Source organism: Wenzhouxiangella psychrophila, assembly GCF_042310375.1.
GTDB lineage: Bacteria > Pseudomonadota > Gammaproteobacteria > Xanthomonadales > Wenzhouxiangellaceae > Wenzhouxiangella.
The window spans coordinates 202379-221118 of record NZ_JBHJMQ010000002.1 but is presented as its reverse complement, the minus strand read 5'-3'; the positions used below and the strand labels follow the sequence as shown (position 1 = coordinate 221118).

The 18740-nt window shown below is 63.9% G+C and carries 21 protein-coding genes and 1 tRNA gene; 6 read left to right on the top strand and 16 right to left on the bottom strand.

The window, feature by feature from the left end:
* Positions 1-172 precede the first annotated feature (172 nt).
* The 3 genes from rplI to rpsF are packed head-to-tail and all read right to left on the bottom strand — an operon-like array spanning position 173 to position 1379.
* Positions 173-628, bottom strand: coding sequence for a 50S ribosomal protein L9 (rplI, locus tag ACDC66_RS03675; RefSeq protein ID WP_376695323.1), 456 nt, complete (start codon positions 626-628; stop codon positions 173-175).
* 16 nt (positions 629-644) lie between these two features.
* Positions 645-869 (bottom strand): 30S ribosomal protein S18, encoded by a 225-nt coding sequence (gene rpsR, locus ACDC66_RS03670; RefSeq protein ID WP_376695322.1) that lies wholly within the window; start codon positions 867-869, stop codon positions 645-647.
* A 3-nt stretch (positions 870-872) separates the two neighbouring features.
* Positions 873-1379 (bottom strand): 30S ribosomal protein S6, encoded by a 507-nt coding sequence (gene rpsF, locus ACDC66_RS03665; protein WP_376695321.1) that lies wholly within the window; start codon positions 1377-1379, stop codon positions 873-875.
* Positions 1380-1601: 222 nt separating this feature from the next.
* Here rpsF and mgtE point away from each other — a divergent pair, with 222 nt between their 5' ends.
* The gene (mgtE, locus tag ACDC66_RS03660; protein ID WP_376695320.1) at positions 1602-2957 is read left to right on the top strand and encodes a magnesium transporter; all 1356 of its coding nucleotides are present in this window, start codon (positions 1602-1604) and stop codon (positions 2955-2957) included.
* On the opposite strand, the gene ACDC66_RS03655 is transcribed toward mgtE, so the two are convergent.
* Positions 2928-3554 (bottom strand): class I SAM-dependent methyltransferase, encoded by a 627-nt coding sequence (locus ACDC66_RS03655; protein WP_376695319.1) that lies wholly within the window; start codon positions 3552-3554, stop codon positions 2928-2930. The two genes, mgtE and ACDC66_RS03655, sit on opposite strands and share 30 nt — an antisense overlap.
* Positions 3555-3746: 192 nt before the next feature.
* Here ACDC66_RS03655 and ACDC66_RS03650 point away from each other — a divergent pair.
* Positions 3747-3839, top strand: a tRNA-Ser gene (locus tag ACDC66_RS03650).
* Positions 3840-4014: 175 nt separating this feature from the next.
* Here ACDC66_RS03650 and ACDC66_RS03645 read toward each other — a convergent pair.
* The 5 genes from ACDC66_RS03645 to ACDC66_RS03625 form a co-directional block, all read right to left on the bottom strand.
* Positions 4015-5223: an EAL domain-containing protein gene (locus tag ACDC66_RS03645; RefSeq protein ID WP_376695318.1), complete on the bottom strand. Its 1209-nt coding sequence runs from the start codon at positions 5221-5223 to the stop codon at positions 4015-4017.
* A 239-nt stretch (positions 5224-5462) separates the two neighbouring features.
* Complete coding sequence (locus ACDC66_RS03640; protein WP_376695317.1) at positions 5463-5822, bottom strand: hypothetical protein; 360 nt, start codon at positions 5820-5822, stop codon at positions 5463-5465.
* A 6-nt stretch (positions 5823-5828) separates the two neighbouring features.
* Positions 5829-6833, bottom strand: coding sequence for a lipoyl synthase (gene lipA / locus ACDC66_RS03635; RefSeq protein ID WP_376695315.1), 1005 nt, complete (start codon positions 6831-6833; stop codon positions 5829-5831).
* A gap of 286 nt (positions 6834-7119) precedes the next feature.
* Entirely contained in the window at positions 7120-7689 is a 570-nt protein-coding gene (locus ACDC66_RS03630) for a sortase domain-containing protein (RefSeq protein WP_376695314.1), read from the bottom strand.
* A complete protein-coding gene (locus tag ACDC66_RS03625) occupies positions 7689-9632 on the bottom strand; it encodes a marine proteobacterial sortase target protein (protein ID WP_376695313.1) in 1944 nt (647 codons plus the stop codon). Before ACDC66_RS03625 ends, ACDC66_RS03630 begins: the two co-directional genes overlap by 1 nt.
* A 158-nt stretch (positions 9633-9790) precedes the next feature.
* Here ACDC66_RS03625 and ACDC66_RS03620 point away from each other — a divergent pair, with 158 nt between their 5' ends.
* Both ACDC66_RS03620 and ACDC66_RS03615 read left to right on the top strand, forming a co-directional pair.
* Positions 9791-10501: a response regulator gene (locus tag ACDC66_RS03620; protein WP_376695312.1), complete on the top strand. Its 711-nt coding sequence runs from the start codon at positions 9791-9793 to the stop codon at positions 10499-10501.
* Complete coding sequence (locus ACDC66_RS03615) at positions 10498-12474, top strand: ATP-binding protein (RefSeq protein WP_376695311.1); 1977 nt, start codon at positions 10498-10500, stop codon at positions 12472-12474. Before ACDC66_RS03620 ends, ACDC66_RS03615 begins: the two co-directional genes overlap by 4 nt.
* Before the next feature lie 11 nt (positions 12475-12485).
* On the opposite strand, the gene ACDC66_RS03610 is transcribed toward ACDC66_RS03615, so the two are convergent.
* From ACDC66_RS03610 to msrA, 4 genes are read right to left on the bottom strand one after another with little or no spacing between them, the layout of a single operon-like run.
* Positions 12486-13082 (bottom strand): transglycosylase SLT domain-containing protein, encoded by a 597-nt coding sequence (locus ACDC66_RS03610; RefSeq protein WP_376695310.1) that lies wholly within the window; start codon positions 13080-13082, stop codon positions 12486-12488.
* Between the two features lie 23 nt (positions 13083-13105).
* The gene (locus ACDC66_RS03605; protein WP_376695309.1) at positions 13106-13864 is read right to left on the bottom strand and encodes an SDR family NAD(P)-dependent oxidoreductase; all 759 of its coding nucleotides are present in this window, start codon (positions 13862-13864) and stop codon (positions 13106-13108) included.
* Positions 13865-13889: 25 nt separating this feature from the next.
* Positions 13890-14618: a histidine phosphatase family protein gene (locus ACDC66_RS03600; RefSeq protein ID WP_376695308.1), complete on the bottom strand. Its 729-nt coding sequence runs from the start codon at positions 14616-14618 to the stop codon at positions 13890-13892.
* Positions 14593-15066: a peptide-methionine (S)-S-oxide reductase MsrA gene (gene msrA / locus ACDC66_RS03595; protein ID WP_376695307.1), complete on the bottom strand. Its 474-nt coding sequence runs from the start codon at positions 15064-15066 to the stop codon at positions 14593-14595. Before msrA ends, ACDC66_RS03600 begins: the two co-directional genes overlap by 26 nt.
* Positions 15067-15190: 124 nt before the next feature.
* On the opposite strand from msrA, the gene sbcB reads away from it, so the two are divergent.
* On the top strand, positions 15191-16618 hold the full coding sequence (gene sbcB, locus ACDC66_RS03590) for an exodeoxyribonuclease I (RefSeq protein WP_376695306.1): 1428 nt from the start codon (positions 15191-15193) through the stop codon (positions 16616-16618).
* 342 nt (positions 16619-16960) lie between these two features.
* On the opposite strand, the gene ACDC66_RS03585 is transcribed toward sbcB, so the two are convergent.
* On the bottom strand, positions 16961-17206 hold the full coding sequence (locus ACDC66_RS03585) for a hypothetical protein (RefSeq protein WP_376695305.1): 246 nt from the start codon (positions 17204-17206) through the stop codon (positions 16961-16963).
* Between the two features lie 221 nt (positions 17207-17427).
* On the opposite strand from ACDC66_RS03585, the gene ACDC66_RS03580 reads away from it, so the two are divergent.
* Positions 17428-17715 (top strand): ComEA family DNA-binding protein, encoded by a 288-nt coding sequence (locus ACDC66_RS03580; protein WP_376695304.1) that lies wholly within the window; start codon positions 17428-17430, stop codon positions 17713-17715.
* A gap of 100 nt (positions 17716-17815) precedes the next feature.
* Here ACDC66_RS03580 and recR read toward each other — a convergent pair whose 3' ends face one another.
* Together recR and ACDC66_RS03570 are read right to left on the bottom strand one after the other, a co-directional pair.
* Entirely contained in the window at positions 17816-18412 is a 597-nt protein-coding gene (gene recR / locus ACDC66_RS03575) for a recombination mediator RecR (RefSeq protein WP_376695303.1), read from the bottom strand.
* A gap of 13 nt (positions 18413-18425) precedes the next feature.
* Entirely contained in the window at positions 18426-18740 is a 315-nt protein-coding gene (locus ACDC66_RS03570; RefSeq protein WP_376695302.1) for a YbaB/EbfC family nucleoid-associated protein, read from the bottom strand.

Sequence of the window (18740 nt, the reverse complement as noted above, 5' to 3'; positions counted from 1 at the left end):
CGGCCGATCAGTATAGACCCGATTCGGCACGTATGGCCAATTGCCTGCAGCTTTCAGGAAAGCCACCGAGCGTCCGGCGGCCTGGCGTACGACGGCAGCCTGCTGGCACCGGACCCGCGGGGGAGGAACCGCGCCCGGCCGGGTCGGCCGGGCGCTAGTAGACCACTGGAAATCAGCTTTCGGCAGCGACGACCGTGATCTTCAGTTCGGTCTGCACTTCGGCATGCAGGATCAGGCCGATGGTGAACTCCCCGGGCTCACGGATCGGCCCTTCGGGCATGTCGACCTCGGACTTCTCTACCGGGTAACCCATCTCGGTGAGTTTTCCGGCAATCTCGTGCGGATTGATCGATCCGTACAGGCGCCCTTCCGGGCTGACCGGCACTTCGAAGCGCACTTCCTCGAGCGCGTCGATGGCTTCCTTGCGGGCTTCGGAGGCGGCCTCGCGTTCGTCGGCCTGGCGCTGCAGTTCCTCGCGGCGGGCTTCGAACTTCTCGACGTTGTCCTTGGTTGCCGGCACAGCCAGGCCGCGCGGCAGCAGGAAGTTGCGACCGTAACCGGCTTTCACGGTCACCGTGTCGCCGAGCTCGCCCAGATTGTAGATGTTTTCAAGCAGAATCAGCTTCATGACGTCACCCTAGCGATCAGTGGTTGTCGGTGTACGGCAGCAGGGCCAGGTAGCGTGCCCGCTTGATCGCCGTGCTCAACTGACGCTGGTAGCGCGCCTTGGTGCCGGTGATGCGGCTCGGAACGATCTTGCCGGTTTCGCCGATGAAATCCTTGAGCAGGTCCACGTCCTTGTAATCGACTTCCTCGATTCCTTCGACCGTGAATCGGCAAAACTTGCGTCTTCTCATGAATCGCGCCATGGGTCAGCCCTCCACCTTCTCTTTTTCGTCGTTGTCGTCCGATTCGCCATCCGAACTGTCGTCGGACGAGTCATCGTCATCGGACGAGTCATCGTCAGATGAATCGCTATCGGAAGAATCGTCACCAGCCGTGCTGTCGTCGCTGTCATCCGTGCGCTCGCGACGGGCGCTCTCGCGCTCGTCCTTACTTTCCTTGCGCTTGAGCATCACCGACGGCTCGGTTTCGGCCTTGTCCTTGCGGACGATGAGATGACGCAGGATGGCGTCGTTGAACTTGAAGATGCTTTCGAGCTCCGACAGGGTTTCGTTGTCGCACTCGATATTGATCATCAGGTAGTGCGCCTTGTGCAGCTTGGCGATGGTGTAGGCCAGCTGCAGGCGACCCCAGTCTTCACTGCGGTGGACAGTGCCACCCTTTTCCTCGACCAGGCTTCGGTAGCGTTCGAGCATACCGGGCACCTGTTCGCTCTGGTCCGGATGAACCAGGAGAACGATTTCATAATGTCGCATTGTCGACTCCTCGTGGATTTCCAAGTCCGGGATCCGGTCCCGGCCTGCAAAGCCCCCGGCCGAGCCGATGAACAGCCGCCGTGGAGCAAGGGTTTGCCCAAATCTGGACAAGCCGGGTATTGTATACCGCGTGCAGGGCGCGGGCAACAGCACCGTCGCCGTGCGTTCTTGACGGCACGATCTGATGCCGCCACGTCCAGAGCCAGCGGGAGGCCACTGAGAATGACCGAAAAAGGCGTCATCGACGAACTGCTGACCCTCCAGAGTCTGGGACGGAAAGAAGAACTTGAACAACGGCTCGAGCAATTGGCCGTTCAGGACATCGCGAGGGCGATGTCCCAGATGGCCCGTGAAAACTGCCTGGAGGTCCTCGGTGCGCTCCCCGACGAGCGAGCCGCCGATGCCTTCTCCTACCTGAACCACGGACTCCAGCAGGAGGTCATCAGCGAGCTCGATCCGGACCAGGCCCGACGCATCCTGCGCGAGCTGGTGCCCGACGACCGCACGGCCTTCCTGGAGAGCCTGGCCCCGCAGGACCTCGAAGGCTTTCTCAAGCTGCTCGGCCCGCAGGATCTCAAGCAGTCATTGAAGCTGCTCGGCTACCCGGAAGAATCGGTGGGCCGGCTGATGACGACGCGCTACGTTTCCGTTCGGCCCGAGTGGACCGTAACCCGCGCCCTCGACCACATCCGCCACGAAGCCCATCGCGGGGAAACCGTCAATTTCGTGTTCGTCACCGACGAGCGGGGCAAGCTGCTCGACGCCATCCGGCTGAAGGACTTCATACTCACGAAGCAGGACGCGCACGTCCAGGCGCTGATGGACGAAGACGTGATCCGGATCGAGGCGGACGCCGACCGTGAACAGGCGGTTCAAACCATCCAGCATTACGACATCAGCACCCTGCCGGTGACCGACCGAAGCGGCGTCCTGCTGGGGATTGTCACGGTCGACGACATCATGGACGTTGCCGAGGCCGAAATCACCGAGGACTTCCACAAGTTCGGCGGCAGCAGCCGGCTCAACGTGTCGATACGCGAAGCCAGCCCGGCCTTTTTGTACCGCAAACGCATCGGATGGCTGATGATCCTGATCGTCGTCAACCTGTTCAGCGGCCTGGCCATCGCCCTGTACGAGCCGTCCATCGAGGCGGTCATCGGCCTGGTGTTTTTCTTGCCCATGATCATCGCCGGCAGCGGTAACGCCGGTAGTCAGTCGGCCACGCTCATGGTCCGCGCGCTGGCCACCGGCGACGTGGCGGCCACGGACTGGCTGAAAATGTGGATCAAGGAGCTATCGGTCGCGGTGATGCTGGGTTTGACCATGGCTGCCGCGGTCGCCGCCATCGGCGCCTGGAGAGGCGGGTCCGAGATCGGCCTTCAACTGGCCATCGTGGTCGGCCTGTCCATGTTCGCGGTGGTGATCATGGGCGGGATGATCGGTGTCCTGCTGCCGTTCCTCCTGCAGCGCCTCAAACTCGACCCCGCCACTGCCAGCACGCCATTGATCACGTCGGTAGCCGACGTCGGCGGGATCCTGATCTACTTTTCAATTGCCAGCGCGGTGCTCAGCCTGTGACGCCGCTGCATCCACCTGCCAGGTGTAAAAACGCATGGGCGGGATATTGAGCACTTCCATCTCGACATCGGGCTCGCCCATGACTTCCTTGCCCAGGCGCCCCACGGCCCCGCGGAACTGGTAGGCGACGAATCGCCCGCCCGGCGCCAGGTTGTCGCGGATGGCGGCGATGATCGCCAGCCCGATCTCACGCGGCATGGTCGAAAACGGAATCCCCGAGATCACGACATCCGGCGCCGGAAGCCCGTGCTCGGCCAGGATATCGGCCAGATCAACGGCACTGCCGGTATGCGGAATCAGGCGCGGATCGCCGATCGCCTCGAGGATGGACGAAAACTGCGGATCGAGCTCGATCGTCAGAAGACGCGCGTTTTCCGGCATCGCGGCCAGAATGGCGCGCGTGGTGCCGCCCGTACCGGGACCGAGCTCGACCACGGTACCGGCCGAGGCCACGGCGGAGGTATTGATGATGCGGCGCTCGAGAAAGCGCGAACTCGGAATGATCGATCCGACCTGCTCGGGACTGCGCAAAAACCCCCGAAAGAAATCGATGCTGCGCGCCGAACGCTTTGGTGCCGCCTTGCCGTTGCCTTCCACGAAAGCTCCTTGGTTATCAGCAGATCAACGCCGTATTCTATCGCGAAAATTCCGGGATTCCGGGGTTTACCAAATCGGTATTTGCCGCTATCCTTTCGCGCCTCAGTCGGCAAGCACCGCAAAAACGCATGCGGTACAATGCTCGGCCTCGCTCCCCGGCCAACACCGGGCGGGCTCGAAAATCAGTTTTATGGAGAGGTGGCCGAGTGGCTGAAGGCGCTCCCCTGCTAAGGGAGTATACGGCTTATACCCGTATCGAGGGTTCGAATCCCTCCCTCTCCGCCATTAACGAAAAACCCGCCCCAGTGGCGGGTTTTTTGTTAATCGAGGAGCGGGGATTACGGATTTGAAACCCGGTTCGAACCGAGCGCCGCAAGGCGCGAGCTCACGAGCCGGCCAAAGGCCGGCGAGCCCGAAGGGCAAGCCCGCCGCAGGCGGGCGCAGTAATCCCTCCCTCTCCCTACAACGCAATCGTATCCTCTGCCGCCTGAATCATGTTGCCCTGCATGTAGTCGGCACCGGTCCGCCACATACTGGCTGCGGTCTTTGAATCCTCGATCATCGGCATGATGATGCGAATGCCCTGCTCCCTCGCCGGCTTCGAGATTTCGAGATAACGCTCCTCCAGCCCGGGATCGAGGGTCAGGCGCTTGACGAAGCCCGACGACATCCGCAGGTAATCGGCCTTGAGCTTATCGGTGAGCAACTGCCAGCGGCTCTGTTCATTCACGTGCGAGAGGCAGAACCCTATCTCGTAGCGTCGGCAGATCTTGATCAGCTCTATCGCGCCGCTGAGGTGCGCCATGGCGTCTTCCAGCGGGATTTCCAGAACAAGCCGTCCGGCCACCAGCTTGGACTCGGATTCCAGGTGACGGGCAAGCCAGTCCTGACGGTCTGTCTCGACCAGAAGCGCCTCGGACTGGTTGATGAACAGCCGCACGCGTTTCTCTCGCAGCGGGCCACGCAACAAACGTGAGGCATGCACGATCATCCAGCGATCAAGCACCGGCAACAGCGAAGCCTCCCGGGCCAGTGGCACGAAATCCGCGGCCGGGAGTAAGCTGCCATCGCCGGCCACGAGTCGCGGAAACATCTGGTAGCTCTCCGCTGTCGCCTTCTCGCTTGTAGCAAGCAAGTGCTGGAAAACAACCTTCAGCGAATCGGTCCGCAGGGACTCCATCAACAGGCCCAGCATGTGATCGGCCGAGGAAATGGCCTTGTCCGCCGAAATGCCCGGCCGGGCCTCACCGAACTGGTTGCCGCCGGACATTCCAATGGCTTCGGCACGGTGAACGAGAGCCAACAGCAGCTCATCCACTTGCCGGAAGCGGTGATCGAAGTGTGCGAATGAAAGGCTGACACTCACCGCGACCGCTTCGTTGTCGATATCGTAGACGCGATCGGTGAGGGTATCGAAAAGGTTTTCAGCGGTCTCTTCTACCAGCTCAGCGGAGGCTGCGGGAAGCACAAGCAAAAGGCATTCCCAGTCGAAGCGGACCAGCCGGTAGTCGTTGCCGACCATTTCACCGACGAGTTCTTCGGTCTGGGCGACGACGCCGTCGATGAGTTTACTCAGGCCGGTGAACCCGAGTTGATCGCGCAGCAGCGTACCCCGGTCGAAGCGGACCAGGATGACGCCGCCGCAACCAGCCTCTGCGCCAGCAGTCATGATTTTCGGCATTTGCCGAAGCAGCTTCTTTGAAATCATAACGCCCCGAGACCGCAAGATTGAGAACCTGCACCCACTGGAGCGATGCCGGCTCCAGCACTTAAAAGGGTGACACAAGTTGCGTGAAATGCAAAGTCACGCACATGCCGTCTGCAAGGGACGGTTGTGCAACCAAAGCGCCGCCTGATTCTCGGTCTCGGCCAGCATGGCCTCGGCGTATTCGTTCTAGGAATCTTGCCCTACCGGCCGCTGTCCGAGAAGAGTTCTTCGAGCAGGCGAGCGTGGAAAACTGCCTGGTCGTCGCCGGTGTAAAGCCCCAGCCGGCGTGCCCGGTCGAAGAAACCCGCCGCCGGCAGGCCCGGCGGGACGCGGCTGGTGACCAGCGCGGCACGGATCGGCCGGCCGGCATCGACATCCTCCTTGAGCAGCAGTTCGAGCAGGCGGGCAGTCTTGTGAATTCGCTTGGGGCCGGGAATGGCCAATGCATCGGCCGCCTCCAGGTAGGTTAGCGTACGCCGCTGCACTCGCGCCTGGTCGAGCAGTGCGGCCAGGCGTTGCAGATAGTACGCTCGCTCCTCACCGGTGAAGTTGCCGGTCATGAGCCCTCAGGCAACGTCGGTATCGATGCCGCAGTTGTTCTTTTCGAAGACCCGGTCGGCACGATAGCTGGATCTCACCAGCGGCCCGGAGACCACTTCCAGGAAGCCCTTGTCGAGACCGATATCGCGCAACTCGCGGAACTCCTCGGGGGTGACGAAGCGATCGACCGGCAAGTGGTTGACCGTCGGACGCAGGTATTGCCCGAAAGTGACGATATCGACGCCGATGGCCCGCAGGTCATCCATGGTTTCGATGACTTCCTCTGTGGTCTCGCCCAGGCCCAGCATCAGGCTCGTCTTGGTCAGCACTTTCGGATTGTGCTTCTTGGCGTGTTCGAGCACCTTCAGCGTCTGCTCGTAGCCAGCACGCGGATCACGCACGGGGTGGGTGAGACGCCGCACCGTCTCGACGTTCTGTGCAAAGACTTCCAGGCCCGAATCGACCACGACCTCGACATCATGCAGGCGGCCCTGGAAATCCGGGGTCAGTGCTTCCACGGCAGTCCGGGGGTTGACCTGTTTGATCTCGCGCACGCACTCGGCGTAGTGCCCCGCCCCGCCGTCTGCCAGGTCGTCGCGGTCGACCGAGGTCAGCACCACGTACTTGAGGTCCATGATCCGGACCGACTCGGCGGCATTGGCCGGCTCTTCCGGGTCCAGCCAGCCGCGCGGATTGCCGGTATCGACCGAGCAGAAGCGACAGGCCCGGGTACAGACATCGCCCATCAGCATGATCGTGGCCACGCCGTTCGACCAGCACTCGCCGATGTTAGGGCACTTGGACTCCTGGCACACGGTGGCGAGTCGATGCTCGTTGACGTTGCGGCGCACCTCCTCGTACTTGCCGCCCTGCGGCAGCTTGGCGCGCAACCACGAGGGCTTGCGGCCGATCGGCGCCGGCTCGGTGCCGGCCCGCGCCTTGATACCGTCGCGAATGGCGGTAAAGCCCTGCGGCTTTTGAATCTTCTGGCCACTCTTGACCGCGATCGGAATGCTTTTGGCTTCAGTCACGCTCGGCGGACTCCTGTCGTTCCAGTTCACACTTGCCCGCATTATCCCATTGATGGCGAGGCCTTGCCATGAACGTTGGCTATTCCGGGCGGCCGATCGAACCCTCTTTGGGGTTCAAGCCATCGTGGAACGTCTGCCCGCCGTGATGTTCTCTCCCCCACACCACAGCGTGACCGGGATACCTCCAAAAGGGGACTGTCGGCATCGGCGGGCACATGCGAAGCCGAGGATGGCCAGCCCCAGCTTCGCTTGAGCGAGCGCGAGAGTTCATCGATGCACAGCGTGGTCATATCCGACGCTCCTCCGCTTGCGGCGCAAGCGGCCTCAACTGCACGACCAGGCGCTGGGGGCCGCCCGCGACGGGCGCGTCGAACGGATAACAGGTAATCAGCGTCATGACGGCGCCCGGCCTGTCCAGGTCGATACCGGTCTTGCGGGAGTCCACCACCCGAATCGCCTCCACCCGCCACCATTGCCTTTGTCCCCCGGCATCGATCAGCTCGAAGCGATCTCCGGTTTCGACATCGCGCAGGAAGGAGAAATGCGTGTCGCGGTGAGCCGCAAGCACATGCTGTCCGCCCTGGCCCACGGCCATGCCGGGCCCCCAGGCCATCACCGGCGTATCCAGGCCCTCGAGCACCAGGTGATCGACCGACAGTCGCGGCATGCGCAGCCGCGCGATCGGATGGCTGACCGCGCCGGGCCAGGGCTCGCTCGCTTCCCCGCCTTCAAGCGTCCGCTGCCAGGCGCGTTCGAGTAGCCACTGGCCAAGCCCGGCCTTGGCCTGAATCCAGCCGGCCGAACCCAGTTGCCAGAAGGCCACAAGCATTAGCGAAAGGACCAGAAAGCGCCGCATCAGGACTCCCCCTCGTCGCGATTGATGCGGCGCTGGAACAGCAGCAGTCCGACCAGCAGCAGGGCCAGGGCGCCGCGCAATGCAGCCGGCACGCTGCCGGCGTCGGTGGCCGGCATGGCCTGCAGGCTGCCGGCACGCCCATGGGCCGGGCTGGTGTCCAGCCGGTATCGCCGCAAGGCCGCCTCGCGACTGCGCTCGGGCGTGCGGTCGACGGCGACCAGGCTCGTCTGTGAGCTGAGCAGTGAATAGTCCAGCGCCGTGTCCAGCACCTCCGACTCAACCCATTCTTTCTCCCCGGACGGCACGCTACGGTTCTCCAGCGCTTCGATCCGCGCGCGTCCCCACTGGCCGGCCACACCCGGTGCGGGCCGGAAATCTTCCAGGGGCAACACACGCTCGAAGAACTGGCCATTGCTGGTGCCGCGCACGATCACGTCACCACTCAGGCGATCGGCCCGGGCGATGACGCTCAGCGGCTGGCCTACGTACAGGTCCGGAATGGTTTCCGGATACGCCTCGACCGATTGCGGCCAGTCCACCTCGATGTCATGGATCACCGGACTTTCGAGCTGCAGCACCAGCTGGCTCATGCGCTCGGCGATGCGCCCGGTCTCGGCGATGGCCGTGTAGCTGCCGCGCCCGGCGCTCGCCAGGCGGCGCAGGAAGGTGCCGTTGACGCCATGGCCGATACCGACGGTGAACAGGCGACTCTCCCCCAGCTCGAAGCCGGTTCCCTCGAGCAACGCCTGTTCGTTGCCGACCATACCGTCGGTGATGAAGACCACCTGGCGCAGGTAGCCGCCGGCCGGCGATGCCGCCAGGGCCAGGGCCAGCGGCGGCCCCATGTCGGTACCGCCGCCGGCAGCCAGATCGTCGACCCATTGTGCGGCCTCGACTTGCCGTTGATCGCTGAACGCCCGCGGCTGCGGATAAAGGGAACGGGCCTGGTGATCGAACTCGATCACGTTGAAGCGATCGCCCGGCTTGAGACTGGCCAGGGCGTAGTGCAGGGACTCGCGCGCCTGAACGATGGGTTCGTTCGACATCGAGCCCGAAGTGTCGATGACCAGGATCACCTCGCGAGGCGTATCGTCGGCTTCGAAGCTCTGCGGCGGCACCAGGGTGAGCATGATGTGCTCGTGCCCCCGAAACGACTCGGCAAAGGCGGCGGTCGCCGCCTCGCCGGTATCCTCCGGTGTCCAGACCAGCTCGAAATCGCGGCCCGACCAGTCCGCTCCGTCGGCCAGGGTAACCAGCCATTCGCTACCGAGTTCATCGATATCGATTGCGTGATGGGGCGATGTGATGCCGCCCAGGCGCAATCCGGGGCGCAGGTCGACGGTGAGTTGCACCGGGCGTTGCGGAAGGGCATCGCCGACGGCGGCTTCCAGGCGCTCGCGCACGGCCTGCTCTAGCGTGCCGGCGGGCCGGAACTGCGGCGCGGACGTGGTCGGAAAGGTCAGTCGAAAGCGCCCGTGCTCGAAGTGCACCGGCTGGGTGAAACCGACGCGGATCTCGACCATCTCCCCGGGGGGGATATTGGCGACGCGGGTCGAAAACAGGTTGCCCTGGTCACGCTCGACCAGACCGGCAATCTGTCCCTGGTCGCGGGCGGATTCGTAGGTGGCGCGCGCGGCCTCTTTCTCCCGGATTTCGCCCTCGATCAGGCGCTGGCCGAGACGTATCTGCAGCTGCTCGACCGCGGCCCGATCCGGCAGCGGAAACCGGTAGACACCCTCGGCCCAACCGCCGGTCTGGTTGAAGAACTGCTGGCGCAGTTCGACCGTGGCCAGCATGCCGGTAACCTGTATATCCACCTCGGTGGACAGCGCCACCGCCTCCTCCCGGCTGCCGTCCTCCTGGCGGTCCAGCCACATCCCCGACTCGGCGGCCATAACCGGCCCGAGAAACATCATCATCAAAAGAACCGGAAAACGCGACATGAAACAGACTCCTCGTGTGATCGATGAGCGCCATTTCACCGCGACGGGGTGGCAGGCAGCTTGCCCGGCGATGTCGAATATCTGACCGGATGTGGCAAACTTGTGGCATCCGCCCCGTCCAGGGTGGGCCGCTCCGGAAAACGCCTTGGATCCCTGAAATGAGCCAGCGACTGATCGCCATCGTCGAAGACGAAGACAGCCTTCGCGAGAACTATCGCGAAGCGCTGGAGCGCTACGGTTTTGCCACCCGCGGTTATGCCAGCCGCCGCGAGGCCGAGTCGGGCCTGTCCGGCCCCCTGCCCGACCTGGTGATCATCGATGTCGGGCTCGGTGACGAGCCCGAAGGCGGCTTCGAACTCTGCCGCGACCTGCGCCAGCGCTCGGCGAGCCTGCCGATCATCTTCCTGACCGCACGCGAGAGCGACCTCGACGCCGTTTCGGGCCTGCGCCTCGGCGCCGACGACTATCTCACCAAGGACATTTCCAACCAGCACCTGCTGGCGCGCATTCTCGCCTTGTTCCGACGCATCGAAGCCGCACGCGAACCCGAGCGGCGCGATGCCCCGTTGCGGGTCGGCTCGGTCGAGGTCGAGCCCGACACCATGCAGGTGCGCTGGCGGACGCAGCCGGTAGCGCTGACGGTCACCGAATTCTGGATGATCCATTGCCTGCTCGAGCGGCCCGGCCACGTCAAGAGCCGCGGCCGCCTGATGGAGGCGGCCAGCCTGCTGGTCGACGAGACCACCGTGACCTCGCACATCAAGCGCATCCGGCGAAAGTTCGAGGCGTTGGATCCCGAGTTCGACCGACTGGAAACCGTCCACGGCGCCGGTTACCGCTGGCAGCCGGAAAACACCCGAGCGGCGTGAAACTCGGCACGCGACTGGCCCTGATCTCGGCCCTGATGCTCAGCCTGCCCCTGGCCGGCTGGCAGCTGGTCCGCTCGCTGGAGGAGTCACTGCGCGACAGCTACCAGCAAGCCCTGGTCGACACCGTCCGCTCGGTCGCCCTCGAGATTTCGACCCTGCCGGTCTCGCTGCCGGAAAGCGACACCTTCTATGTCCACGAGGCCAGCCGGGAAATCGTGATCGACGGCCATACCAGCGACTGGACGCCCTGGCTCGAGGAGGCCCAGCTTGTGCCGGGGCAGGCGGAAAGCCCGGATGAGGCCCGCGTCGTCACGGCCGAGCGCCGCGGCAGGCTTCATGTTCTGATCGAGGTGGACGACGACGACCTGGTACTGAGCGGCCCCGGCGATGAACGGGGCGACCGCGTCGAGCTCGAGATCGTCACCCCACAACGCAGTGGCGGCGTGACGATTGCCCCGATGGCCCCGGGATGGCTTTCGGTCCGCGGCAGCGAAGGCTGGCCCCGGGGTCAGGCCGCCCTGCAGCCCCGGGACCGTGGCTGGACCCTGGAATTCGCACTCGAGCAACCCCTCTCGGTTTCCGCGCTGGGGCTGCGGGTGGTCGACATTGATGACAATGGCCAGGGCGATTCACGAGCAGCCTCGATTTTCGTCACTGACGCGCCGCGCCCGCTGATCCGGCCCTCCAACTCGATTGCGCGGCAACTGGCCGCCTTGCTGCCCGACCGCACGCGCGGGTGGGTAACCGGCCCTGACGGCTGGATTCTGGCCCGCGCCGACCGGAGCGAAGCGCCTCCGGCCAGCACGGAGGCGGACGACGCTGGCTGGCTGCTCGCCACCTCGGCCGCGCGCCTGCTCGGTGTCCTGCCCGACAAGTCGCCTCAGCGCGGCGCCGACCGGGATCGCCTCGACCGCGGCGAACTGGCGGCACAACCCGCCGCCAATTGGTACCAACTACCCTCGGGCAACGGTTTCGTGGTCAGCGCCGGAGCCCCGATCCTGCGCGACGGGGCCGTCGCCGGCCACGTGGTGATCGAACGTCCGGCCGATCACTTCATGGCCAGCGCCTATCGCTCGCTTCTGCAACTGTTCGTGTTCGGACTTGCCGGCATGCTGCTCGTCGCCGCCGTACTGGTCGGCTTCGCCGCCTCGCTGTCGGCCCGCATACGGCGGCTCCGGGACGCCGCCGAGAACGCCATCGGCGACGACGGACGGGTTCGCGCCAGCCTGCCGCCACCGCGCGGCAGCGACGAGATCGCGGACCTGGGGTACAGCCTTTCGAACATGGTCGAACGCCAGCGCCAGCACCAGGACTACCTGCAGACCCTGGCGAGCAAGCTCTCTCACGAACTGCGCACCCCGCTGGCCATGATTCGCTCGTCGCTGGACAACCTGGCCGAAGTCGACGATGCCCAATCCCGGGAGCGTTACCGGCAACGCGCCGAAGAAGGCTGCCTTCGGCTGCAGCGAATGTTCCAGGCCATGAGCCAGGCCGCGCGCATCGAGGAAAGCCTGGCTGAAGAACCCCTGGCCGAGCTGAATCTCGGTGAATTGATCGAGCGCTATGTGGCCGGCTGCCGGCAGACCTTCGAGAGCCATGGATTTGCCGCAATCGTCCCCAATCGAACGGCTGCCCGGATTGCCGGCTCGGCCGAGCAGCTGGCCCAGCTGCTCGACAAGCTGGTGGAAAATGCGGTTCAGTTCAGCCCGGCCGGCAGCCGCATCACGCTGCGCGTCATTCCGCAGGGCCGGGAAATTTCCCTCCAGGTGGACAACCCTGGCTCGAGACTGCCCGAAGGGCACTCACAACGCCTGTTCCAATCCATGGTTTCGTCGCGGAGCGGCGGCGACGGTGCGCACCTGGGGCTGGGCCTGCATATCGTGCGCCTGATCGCGCAACGCCACGGCGCCCGCGTCAGGGCGCTCGATCGCCCCGACGGCGTCAGGTTCCAGGTGGATTTTCCAAGGCTCTGAGGCCGGACGCCTCAGCTGCTTCCGTAGCGCCGATAAAGGATATTGACCCGGCGCACGTACTCGCGGGTTTCCGGGAAGGGCGGGATGCCATCGTGGCGACGGACCGCATTCTCACCGGCGTTGTACGCCGCGATGATGCGCTCGAGATCGCCGCCGAACTCCTCCTGAAGCCAGGCCAGGTAGGCCACGCCAGCGGTAATGTTGTCGAGCGGATCGAAGGGGTTGGCCACGCCGAATCGCCGCTGGGTAGCCGGCATCAGCTGCATCAGGCCCTGCGCGCCCGAATGCGACACGGCCTCGGGCTCGAACCAGGACTCGGCGTGCATGATCGCGCGCACCAGCGCATCGTCGACCCCGTAAACCTCGCTGGCCGCTCGAATCTCGGCGTCGAATGCAGTTATCTTCAGCGGCGTTTGCTGCCAGTCCACGCCCTTGCGGCAGGTGCCGTGGCAACCGAGATTCCGGACGCGATAGCGATTGCTGTCGGGCTTGCGATCGGTATAGACGGTGACGCCGTTCTCGTCCGTATAGGTATAGACCTGCGCCTCGACCTCGAACACGGCCAGGCACAAGCCCGTCAGCAGCAATGTAATGGTCAGCCCCTTCATGCGTCGTCCCGATTGTTTGTCTTCTAAAAGCCGCCGGTGACCGAAAGACCGCCGTCGGCGGTGATGACCTGACCCGACAGCCAGCCCGAATCCTCCCCGGCCAGAAAAGCGATCACCCGCCCGATATCCTCGGGTTCGGCCAGTCGCCTCAGCGGCGTTGTCGTTTCAAAATACTTGACCATGCGCTCGTTTTCCAGCAACGCCTGGGCGAAATCGGTCTTAACCAGGCCGGGCGCCACCGCATTAACGCGGATGCCGTCGGGCCCGAGCTCCAGCGACAGGTTGCGCACCAGCTGGTTCTCCGCCGCCTTCGACAGGCCGTAGGCGCCGATGAGCTTGTTGCCGAACTGGCCGGCAATCGACGAGACCAGCACGACCGATCCGCTACCGGATTTCGCCAGGTGCGGCCGGCTCAAATGCGCCAGCCGCATCGATCCGTAAACGTTGTTGTGCATGATCACGTCGAAAGCTTCGAGGTCGACGTTGTCGGACGGGCCGTAGACCGGGTTGCTGGCCGCATTCATGATCACTGCATCGAGCCGGCCATAGTGCGCGACCGCCTTCTCGACCAGGGCGGCAAGCTGCTCTTCGCGACCGATATGGCAGGCCACCGCCAGGGCATCACCGCCGCCATTGCGAATGGATTGCGCGACCGCTTCGCAGCTGTCCTGGTTGCGGCTGGAGATGACCACGGCCCAGCCTCTTTGGGCCAGCAGTTCGGCCGCTGCCCGACCAATGCCCCGGCTCGAGCCGGTGATGATGGCTACCTTGGATGCAGTCATGCTGGAAGTTCCTCGAGTTTCTTGTTCAGGCCAGGGTTCGCAGCCCGTCGGCATCGAGATGCCGCGTGCAGTTGCAGGAATCGATCCGCCAGGCGCCCTCGAACAGCGACAATTCGCTGATCGAGGCATTGTACAGACTCACGGCCAGTTCACGCTGCCAGGCAAGATTACATCCGCCCAGGGCGGCAACGATTGTGGAAATCACCCCGGCCGAGGTCACCACGATCACCGACTGCCCCGAACGCAGGCACGCTTCCCACCGGCCGCGAGCGCGCAACACCCGCTCCCGGAAGGCCGACCAGGAGCCGATTTCCGCATCTTTCAGGGTCTCGTCCTGCCAGGCGGCCATGACCTGCGGAAACCACGCCAGGAGCACGTCGAGATGGGCTACCGGATCGAGCAACTGGTAACGCGGTGGCAGGGCCAGCCCCAGGCGTTCGGCCTGCTGAACCGCCGCGCGAACAAGCCCGTAAGTCGAAAACTCGTTGAGATCCTCGGTCAGCCGCGCCGTTTCTTCCTCACCTGGAGCCAGCGGAGCGAGCGTCTGCCGATGCCGGAGGAGCGTTCCCGACCAAATTGACGGCCTTTCCTTCAACGCTGCCGACAGCCGCTCGGCCACGCGCTCGGCCTGGCGATGTCCCCGCTCTGAAAGCCGGTCGTAGTCTTCGCTGCCGAGACTGGCCTGGCCGTGCCGGACCAGGATCAGCCTGGGTGGATCGCCACCGGAATTAGATCGCGCAGCTGCTTCCGCCATGCTTCGACAGGTACTGCTGGTGATAGTCCTCGGCCGGCCAGAAGGTGGCGGCCGGTTCGATCGAGGTTGCAATCGGCGCCCTGAAGCGATCACCGGCATCAAGCTCGGATTTTACGCGCTCGGCGACCCGACGCTGCTCGTCGTCATGGACGAAAACGACCGAGCGATACTGCGTACCCACATCCGGACCCTGACGATTGACCTGGGTGGGATCGTGGAGCTCGAAAAAGGCGCGCACCAGATCCTCGTAACCGATCCGGTCCGGATCGAAGGCCACCTCGCAGACCTCGGCATGCCCGGTGCTGTCGGAACAGACCTGTTTGTAGCTCGGATTGTCGACGTGACCGCCCATGTAACCGACGGTCGCGTCGATCACGCCCGGCATTTCCCTAAAGCGCATCTCCACGCCCCAGAAGCAGCCGGCACCGAAAGTGGCCTTAGCAGACATTGCGCGATCTCCTGCCCGAAGCAACGGGTCATCATGAATACCGAATGATATCCGACCACACCACCGGCAAAAAATTCGTGAGCGAGTGTGGTCTCCCATCGACAGCTGTGGAATCATGCCCGCCATGCGAAACGAAACCTTTCTCTGGCACGACTTCGAAACCTTCGGCGCCGATCCGCGTCGGGATCGGCCCGCCCAGTTCGCGGCCCGGCGCACGGATTCGGCGCTGAACCCGATCGGCGAACCGGAAGTCTTCTACTGCCGGCCGGCCGACGACATGCTGCCCCAGCCCATGGCCTGCCTGATTACGGGCATCACGCCGCAGACCGCCCGCGAGCGCGGGCTGCCGGAAAACGAATTCGCCGCGCGCATTTTTGAATTGATGCGCCAGCCGGGTACCTGCAGCGTGGGTTACAACAACTTCCGCTTCGACGACGAGGTTACCCGCCACCTGTTCTGGCGCAACTTCATCGATCCCTACGAGCGCGAGTGGGCCAACGGCAACAGCCGCTTCGACCTGATCGACCTGATGCGGCTTGCCCGGGCCGTACGCCCGGAAGGCATCGCCTGGCCCGACTATGAGGACGGACGCCCGAGTTTCCGCCTGGAAGACCTGGCGGCCGCCAACGGCATGGACACCAGCCAGGCCCACGATGCACTCGCGGACGTGAACGCCACCATCGCCATGGCCCGGCTGCTGAAGGAAAACCAGCCCAAATTGTGGGACTGGGCGCTGGGACTGAGAAGCAAGAACCGGGTCACCGACATGCTCACCCGGGGCGAAGCGCTTCTGCACGCCTCTTCGCGATTCCCCGCCCTCCCCGGCTGTGGCGTCGCGCCCATTCTGCCGCTCGGCCAACACCCACAGATCGCCAGCCAATGGCTGGTCTGGAATCTAAACGTCGACCCCGGACCCTTCCTCGATCTGGCACCCGAAGAACTGGCCGACCGCCACTGGACGCCCGCGGCGGACCTGCCCGAGGGGGTCGCCCGGGTGCCCGTCAAGCTGGTGCGCAACAATCGCTGCCCGATGCTGGCGCCCTTGAAGGTACTCGAGCAAGCACGCGCCGAGTCGCTGGGCATCGATTTCAGCGGGATTGAAGGCCACGCCAGTGTCTTGCGCGCTCGACCCGACTTTGTCGAAAGACTGGGTTCACTTTTCGCCGGCCGGGGTGGCCTGTCCGAGGCAGCCGATCCCGAACTCGATCTTTACGGCGGATTTCCGCCCAGGGACGATCGCCCGGTCGTCCAGCGCATTGGCGGCCTGAACGGCAAAGAACTGGCGCGGCTGGATTCCCCATTTCGGGACGAGCGCCTGAATCAGCTGCTCTTTCGCTACCGGGCACGGATCTGGCCGGAAACGCTCACGCCCGGAGAGCACGAGGAATGGGAGCGATACCGGCACCGCCGCCTGGTCAGCGATCCGGACCTGGCCAGTATCCGCATGCCGGAATACGAAGAGCAGCTCAAGATCCTGATGTCCGACCGCCCGGATGACGAGCCGATTCTGCGTCAACTGGCAGCCTGGCCCGCCGAACTGGGGATCGAATGAGCGAATCGTTCGGGCCACCGCTCGTCCAAAACGAAGAATCAATGAGTTACGAGCATTTCGTGAAGCAGTATCTTCGAATGTTATGCACAACTGGTTGATTCGTTCCTTGACACAATCTTGACGTTCGCGTGACGCCGCCGGAAAAGCCTTTTAACGAACATATTGTTGATTTATATGTGTTTTTCAGACTTGGGCATAATTTGACCAATACGCTTGAATGCCGATGACCAGCCGACCGGCGGTATTTTGCCCACAAGGTTATCCACAGCTTTTGTGGATAAAGACGGCAAAGCCCCGCAAACGGCTGTTTTGTGACCGCTTTCACCCTGGCACAACAGGTTTTCAGGCGGCCAGTCCGGCCAGTTGCAGTTGGGGCTGCACTTCGGCGCCGGCGTCGGAGGCTCGCGTGGCCTGGCGCAGCAGGCGATCGCTGCGCGGCGAAACGAATTCGACAACACTGCCATCGTCGAAGCGCATCATCATCACCACCGGGGGCTCCCCTTTCCGTCCAGGCCTGGCGATGACGCCGCTGATCGTCTTGCCCACGATTTCATCTCTGAATTCGTGACTATTGACTCGCTTGCCCATGTCCGGTTTCTCCTGTTTCGTGAGTGCAGGATCATTCCACCACGGCAATTTCTCAAAACCTGAGAAGGTATTTTTCCGATAGCCCAGAGAGCGTTTCTACTACGCCAGGTCGTTGCGATTTGCCGATTCGCGCCACCCCGGCTCCCCGAGACAATGTGCCCAACGTCGGGCGACGCCCGGCGGAACTTCGAAAGGCAAACAACTCTTGAAGGAGATACATCATGATTCGTAACGCACTTATTGCTCTCATCCTGTCCCTGGCCGTGGTTCAGACGGGTATGGCCCAGGAGATGACGGTCGACGTCAACACCGCCAGCGCCGAGCAGCTGGCCGAAGCGCTCGACGGCGTGGGCCCGGCCAAGTCCGAGGCCATCGTCGCCTACCGCGAAAAGAACGGCGAATTCGAGCACATCGACGAGCTGGTCAACGTACGCGGCATCGGCCTGCGCACCGTCGACCAGAATCGCGATCGCATCGATCTGGACGAGGCCCCTGCATCGGAAGGCTGAGTCTCACCACTAAAGCCGCGATCGAGCCTCCCCGTTGCCAAGGCGACGGGGAGGCAATCTATCTAGGAAGCCACTGAAAACGTAGCGAGCGGGTGGCTTTTTATCTCAGCGTCAATCGGGAGTTGAAGGCATGCGCCAGGGTCGAACGGTCGGTATGCTCGAGTTCCCCGCCCAGGGGCACGCCCTGGGCCAGGCGCGAAGTCCGGATACCACGCGACTCCGCCATCTCACGCAGGTACTGTGCCGTCGCCTCGCCCTCGACAGTGGTATTCGTAGCGATGATGATCTCGGCCACCCCTTCCTCGTCCAGCCGCTCGCCCAGCAGATCCAGGCCAAGATCCTCCGGGCCGATGCCGTCCAGCGGGGAAAGCCGGCCCAGCAGGACGAAGTAGCGCCCCGCAAAAGATGTGGCCGCCTCGATGGCCAGCACGTCCCCGGGGCTCTCGACCACACAGAGCACCTCGCTCGTGCGCCGCTGGCTAGCACAGATGCGGCACTCGACTTCGCTCGTGAAATTTCGGCAGCGGCGGCAGCGGCGGATATCACGCATGGCCGTCGCCAATGCCTCAGCCAGCCGCCGGCCGCCCTCGCGATCGCGCTCGAGAAGCTGGAGCGCCATCCGCTGGGCCGAGCGCGCGCCGACGCCGGGCAGACAGCGCAAGGCCTCAAGCAATTCGTCGAAGGGATCGACGCTCATTCCGGAATCTCAGTCAGAGATTGAAGCCCGGGGGCATCGGCAAACCGCCCGTCAACCCCGACATGCGCTCCTTCGTGGTTTCCTGAATACGCTTGACGGCGTCATTGACTGCCGCTGCCACCAGGTCCTCGACCATTTCGCGGTCATCAGCGACCTCCGGGTCGATGCTGACGCGCCGCACCTCGTGCCGGCCATTCATCTCCACCCTCACCAGGCCCCCACCGGACTCGCCGGTCACTTCCAGCTCGGCCAGTTCCTGCTGGGCCTTCTTGAGATCTTCCTGGACCTTCTGCGCCTGCTGCATCAGCTGCGAGATATTACCTTTCAT